The organism is Myroides sp. TSA_177.3 (assembly GCF_052691955.1).
This window is the reverse complement of sequence record NZ_JBQZGD010000046.1, coordinates 1-6003: the sequence shown is the minus strand read 5'-3', so window position 1 is coordinate 6003 and position 6003 is coordinate 1. Positions and strand designations below refer to the sequence as shown.

General features: G+C 31.4%; 2 protein-coding genes and 2 pseudogenes. All 4 read right to left on the bottom strand.

The features are described 5' to 3' along the window. A pseudogene (locus tag ACUTSE_RS17980) lies at positions 1-1125 on the bottom strand (hypothetical protein); the annotation flags it as partial. A 53-nt stretch (positions 1126-1178) separates the two neighbouring features. After that, on the bottom strand, positions 1179-1793 hold the full coding sequence (locus ACUTSE_RS17975) for a helix-turn-helix domain-containing protein (protein WP_445641250.1): 615 nt from the start codon (positions 1791-1793) through the stop codon (positions 1179-1181). Positions 1794-2497: 704 nt separating this feature from the next. Then, complete coding sequence (locus ACUTSE_RS17970; protein WP_445641249.1) at positions 2498-4915, bottom strand: hypothetical protein; 2418 nt, start codon at positions 4913-4915, stop codon at positions 2498-2500. 19 nt (positions 4916-4934) lie between these two features. Next, positions 4935-6003: pseudogene (locus ACUTSE_RS17965) on the bottom strand (hypothetical protein); the annotation flags it as partial.

Sequence of the window (6003 nt, the reverse complement as noted above, 5' to 3'; positions counted from 1 at the left end):
ATCTCCCAGTTGCGTGATAAATTCACTGTTTTCAACTAAATTCGTAATAAACGTACTGTTATTTGCGATTTCTGATACAGCTAATCGAACTGAATCACCTGCTGAATCGGTCACCACTAAGTGATCTTGATCTAAAGTGAAACTAAAGTTTGTTGTATTTAAGGAAGACCAATCAATATTGTGTTCTACGCCTTGCTCGTCATAGTAAACAAAAGTATTGGTTGTTGGATTGTAATTTACATTACCATATTTCCCTTTTAACTCGTTAATGATGTTTTCAATAAACTCATTATTATTGGTAATGTGATTAATGAATTCTACGTTATCTCCTAACTTTGTGATGAACTCTTGGTTCTCTGTTAAATTATTAACGAATGTAGTGTTATTCGCAATTTCTTCCACAGCAATAGAAACAGCATTTCCTTCTGAATCTGTCACAACCAAACGATCATTCACCAAAGTAAAACTAACGTTGGTCGTATTTAATCTAGACCAATCAATTTGGTGTTCGTTTCCATTCTCATCATAGTAAACAAACGTATTGTTGGTTGAATCGTAATTTACGTTTCCATACGTTCCTTTTAATTCGTTGATGATATTTTCAATGAACTCATTATTATTGGTAATGTGATTAATGAATTCTACGTTATCTCCTAACTTTGTGATGAACTCTTGGTTTTCTACCAAATTCGTAACAAATGTAGTATTGTTTGCGATTTCTGCAACTGCAAGATATACACTATGATTTTGATTATCTGTAACGACTAAAGACTCTTCTCCACTTTTTGTAGGGTTAGCTGAAATAGTAAAAGAATAGTTTTTTCGATCAATATAGGTATCACCAGAAAGAAGTGGAGTCCAAGCATTTGACTTCCAATAGTAAAATCCTGCAACTAACTCAGTATTCCCTGTATGATACACTAATAAACTTTCAACTCTCTCTCCTTCTATAGGATTAAAATCAGTACTAGTATTCAATTTTACTCTAGGTAGTAAAACTCCCTTTTTCAAAGCAACAACATCTAATTGAGCTGAGCTAGCTGCTTTTTTAGTACCTATACCAACTTGAGCCATTGCTGAACTACTAAATACAAGTGCTACTAACGGAATTAATTTTCTAAGCATATTCAATTTTTATATAATTTATTACCAAAATAAAAAAGCAAACAATAAATTGCTTATCTTCCCGCATGAGGGATAAATAATCCTTTAATGCAAAAAATTTCCAAAATATCATTTACTTTGACTAAAAAGTTTTTAAAATGCGGATTATCACTACTAAAAACAAACTCATCATTATTAGTATCGGATTGATAGCGATGGAATAAGATACCTTTCTCTTGAACTACAATCACATAGAGATTTAAAGGTTGAATATCTTTTAAGTCTATTTTCTTTGCTAAAACATATGAGCTTACTACTAATGTAGGATACATATTATTAAATCCTATTTGAAAAGCAATATCAACGTTTTCTTCTGTTGGAAAACTATAAAGAAATGATTTTGAAATATACTCTACAGGGTTTAAAAAATATAACAGATGATACTCAACAGGAACCATTACTAATTTCACATCTTTATTATTTCTATTTGATTTTATTAGAAATAACTCATTCAAATCTATATTATAGATTTTACATAAATTAATAATTTTATCAAATCGCAGAGCTCCTCTAGTTCTCCATGAAGATATTGTGCCAGGCTTCACACCTAATAAACTGGCTAATTCCTTATCATGTTTATATCCTAATAAATACTTTAACTTACTTAATATATAATCCACTTCTATCATAATATCTCTTAAAAAAATAATTAAGATTTTCAATAATTTATAATGATGATGCACTTAAATAATGGTCTATTGAAAACACAGTACAAAATTACACAATTATCACATATATTAAACAAACCGTATTATTTTTACAAAAAATAACCTTTTTAAACAAATAAAATCAAATAAAAATCACATAAAGCATAAAAAAAACAAAAAAAACCATTATAGAATCAATACACTTAATGATATATTGCGATTTTACAAATTACATCATATGCATAGTGAGACTTCAATAATTTAAAATGCTTTAAAAGACATCATATTTCACTTTTTGTCATTTTTTTTTAAAAAAATATTTTTATCATATTATCAATTTAAAAAACCATAAATATGATTATAAGGCGTTATAATTTAAAAAAACAAGCTTGTACTATATACTAATAACACAATCTTCACAAAAATTGAATATACTATAGGAGAAAATTTAATAAATAATTCTCCTTTTAGATTAGTTTTTTTTATAATAAGAATATGCCATAAACTAAAATTTACTAAAGGGAAAAAATATTACAATTTATCTAAGTTTTTGAGCTAAAGCAACGAAACTATACTTTAACACATATTCAAGCCGTAATGATTTATTTAATACAAAAAAAATAAGCTTGATTAAATCAAGCTTATTTTTTTAATTGTTCTTCATTATAAATTATTCATTACATTCACTATGGAACTATATAATCTACATTTGTATTCTCTTGTACATATTGGATAGCCCAAGTCATAATATTAGCGTATAAAATACTATTATAAACCAAAGTACCTCCATTATATGCTTTAGAGATTGGCAATCCTCCTGCTGTCATAGCAGCTGGCCAAATAGTTGTCGAACTATTAGTAGCATCACCAGAGGTCCATCCAGAATCACCAACATAAATATATCCTAGTGTATTGTGTTTAATCAACCAAGAACGAGAAGTATTACCTTGTTGATGAGAGAAGCTAGTATATTCATTCGAAAAACCGGTCACGTAATAAGAATTATTCACATCACTTCCTCCTGCTTTATTTCGAATGTCTCCAAAAGGCCCATTTAGCAATATATTATCCATATTTAAAATTGGATTAATATAGGTGGTTCCAGTTCCTGATACAGCAGTAGTTGCAGAATTTGCTATTGCATTAATTAAATTTCTAGCCCCTGTAGCATCATTCTCTTGAGAGTGAATCAATACACCTTTCTTATTTTTAACAAAATCTTCTAAAATGGCAATCGATGCTGCTGATGGTAAGTAATTATAACCAATTACAATTACGTCAATTTTATTATTATTGATGTTATTTCTCAATGTAGCTCCTTGTCCTGTACCTCCATTAACAATCGTAATACCATCAACTTGAACTTTTCCTGTAGGTCCAAAATTCGCAGGTGATTGTAATATAGCTCTTGTACTTTGCGTATTACTAGCCGTTCCAGGTTGATAAGTTCCCGTTCCTAATCCAAGGACATTTATTTTGCGATAAACAAACTCTACATTTTTGTTACATGTATTACTTCCTAAACTACTATTTGATGTAATTGTAAATCGATGAGTACCTCCTGTTAGACCTATACCTGAAGCTTGTAGTGTTACATCTTGTGTACCAGTCAAAGTAAATGTACCGCTTGCTGAGAACGTCACTCCATTTACTGTATTGGTAGATATAGTATAAGCACCTGGATATTGAACGTTTACACTTAATGTCATTGTATTAGTAGCATTCATAGCTATATTAGGAGCATACGTTCCATTTACCACTATAGTAGAACAAGTTAAACTATAAGCTACAGGTTGTCCTGTTACTGTAACATCAAATCCACAAGTAGCAACCATACCTGGTGATGCATCTAAAGTAAAGGTATTTAAACCTGGGGTTGTCGGAGTTCCAACAGCTGTTAATACAACATCCCTCTCACCTAATGAATCAAAAGAAAGCGGTCCAGAAGTGAAGTAAATACCGCCCACAGTATTTGTACGAATTGTGGTTTCACCAGTTGCTTGTACATTAGCTTTTATCGTTACTGTATTAGAAGCTGTCATAGCTTCATCTTGTTTATACACCCCAGCAACAATTGCTTGAGAACAATCTACGGTATACTTAATAGCTTGTACTACAACTTGAACCCCCGTACAACTTGTACTTGTACCAGCATCAGAATTTGAAGTCAAATTAAATGAATTTGAGCCTGAAACTATTGGTGTTCCAGTTCCCAATAATTCTATCGTTTGAGGACCTCCAATTTGCGTAAATGTCCCAGATCCTCTAAATGAATAACCATTGACTGTATTAGTTGATATACTCCAATATCCTACTGATTGCACGTCAACCTCTAAAACAATCTTATTATTCCCATCTAACGATCTACCGATCATATAGTCTCCTTGAACTATTGCACCATTACAATCTATTTCATAGCTAACACTTGCTTTGTCTACAAAAACATACTTAGTGACACATGTACTAAGCTTATTATTTAATGAGATAGTCAATAAATCTCCATTCTCACCCACATTATAGCCCACATTAGGAGTTCCTACTCCTTCTGCAATCAAAGTATATGTTCCTGAGGTTGGGAAAGTTCCTTTAGTTGAAAAATAATAACCATTATTTGTTGCAGCTAAAATATCATAGGTACCTGCTTGTGTTACTGTTACAGGTATAGTCAAATAATTTGAAGGTTTCAAATATTCTCCTTGTTTAAATGTTCCATTTACCGTTATCTCTGAACATTGTATTGAACTAATTTCAAATACAGCAGGAGGCGGCGTACCACATAAACTCAACCAGGTATCTTGTACTTCACTCCAATAGTTAAAACAGCCTGTTGTTTTATTGTAAATCAATAAACCATCAGTTCTATTGGCAACTGCAATTGCATCTCTTTGTTGTGTGGTCAATCTTGGAGTCAAAAATCCTTTATTAACACTTTCTAATTCAAGTATTACTCCCAAACCAGGTACAGCAGCGGATCCAGAAATAGTACCATCTTTAATTTTAGTCATATTAGTTTGGGCCATACTTGAAAAGATACCTATAAAAAGGATCAATAGTAATGAAATTATATCTTTCATTCCCTTGTATATCGTATTATTATAACGCATAATTAATAATTTTAAAAAGTTAGTTTTTGTGCATGAAGTCTAGAAGCATTTTCTCTAATTGCTCTACTTTTTGTTGAACATTTTGGTTAACTTGCTCTAATTGCTCTACTTTTTGCTGAACATTTTGGTTAACTTGCTCTAATTCTTTAATTCTTGACTCCTTTTCCTCTAATTCTTTATTTTGCTCAATAATATGCAAATACAATTCTTCTGTTTTTTCTAAAAGTTGAATTGATAATTCTGAAACATTAAAAGAATAGCCGTCCTCTGATTTACTCAATTCATGAATAGGCGTTATCCCAGGTAAGTGACGATTTTCTTTAATAAAGTCTTCAACAACATCTAAGCTTTTAAACTTATAATCATATTTTAAGGATGAATACCCATCAAAATACTTTTCAAATACATAATCTGCATAGTAACTATTTACAGCTGTGATACTTCCATTAACTCTTAACTTCTCATTAGGAGCGCCAGATGGTTCAGTAAACCCAATTCCAACCCATCCTTTAGTATAAATATCAGCTGTACTACTAGTAGCGACATTATGTGTTGAGGAATCCAACCAAGGATGTTTATTAATTGATTCGATTTCAATCGTATGAATAATTCCATCCTCATCTGTATATAATAAAGAATTGGTCGCTGCATCAAATTCCAACTTAGTTAACGATTCTCCATCACCAACTAAATCTGTTAATTTTAAGTTAGTAACTTCCCCTTTTTCATTTTTATAGGTTAATACATGCTCCATTGGATCATAAACCAAGGTAGTTACTGTCTCTGTTCCTTTCACTAACACTTTAATATCGATTGGATGTAGATCTCCCGCTTCATCTTTGTAGGTTAGCGTATAAATATCAACAATTTCTCCACTCTCCTCGCTCTCTTGCGTTACTATATTTTCAAGAACCGTTAACGTTTCACTAGACTTAACTAAAGCAGGAATATCTACTACTACTGGGACATTAGCCTCATTCGTATACGTCAGAACTCCATTTGCATTTGCTAGGGTTGTTACTGTTTCATTAGCCTTAATGATTGTAGACATATCCAAGGTTACCGTATCTCCATCTTCATTAACATAC

Excerpts from the sequence above, each read along its gene's own strand:
- ACUTSE_RS17970 (WP_445641249.1), bottom strand. The coding sequence starts at position 4,915 with ATGCGTTATAATAATACGATATACAAGGGAATGAAAGATATAATTTCA.
- ACUTSE_RS17975 (WP_445641250.1), bottom strand. The coding sequence starts at position 1,793 with ATGATAGAAGTGGATTATATATTAAGTAAGTTAAAGTATTTATTAGGA.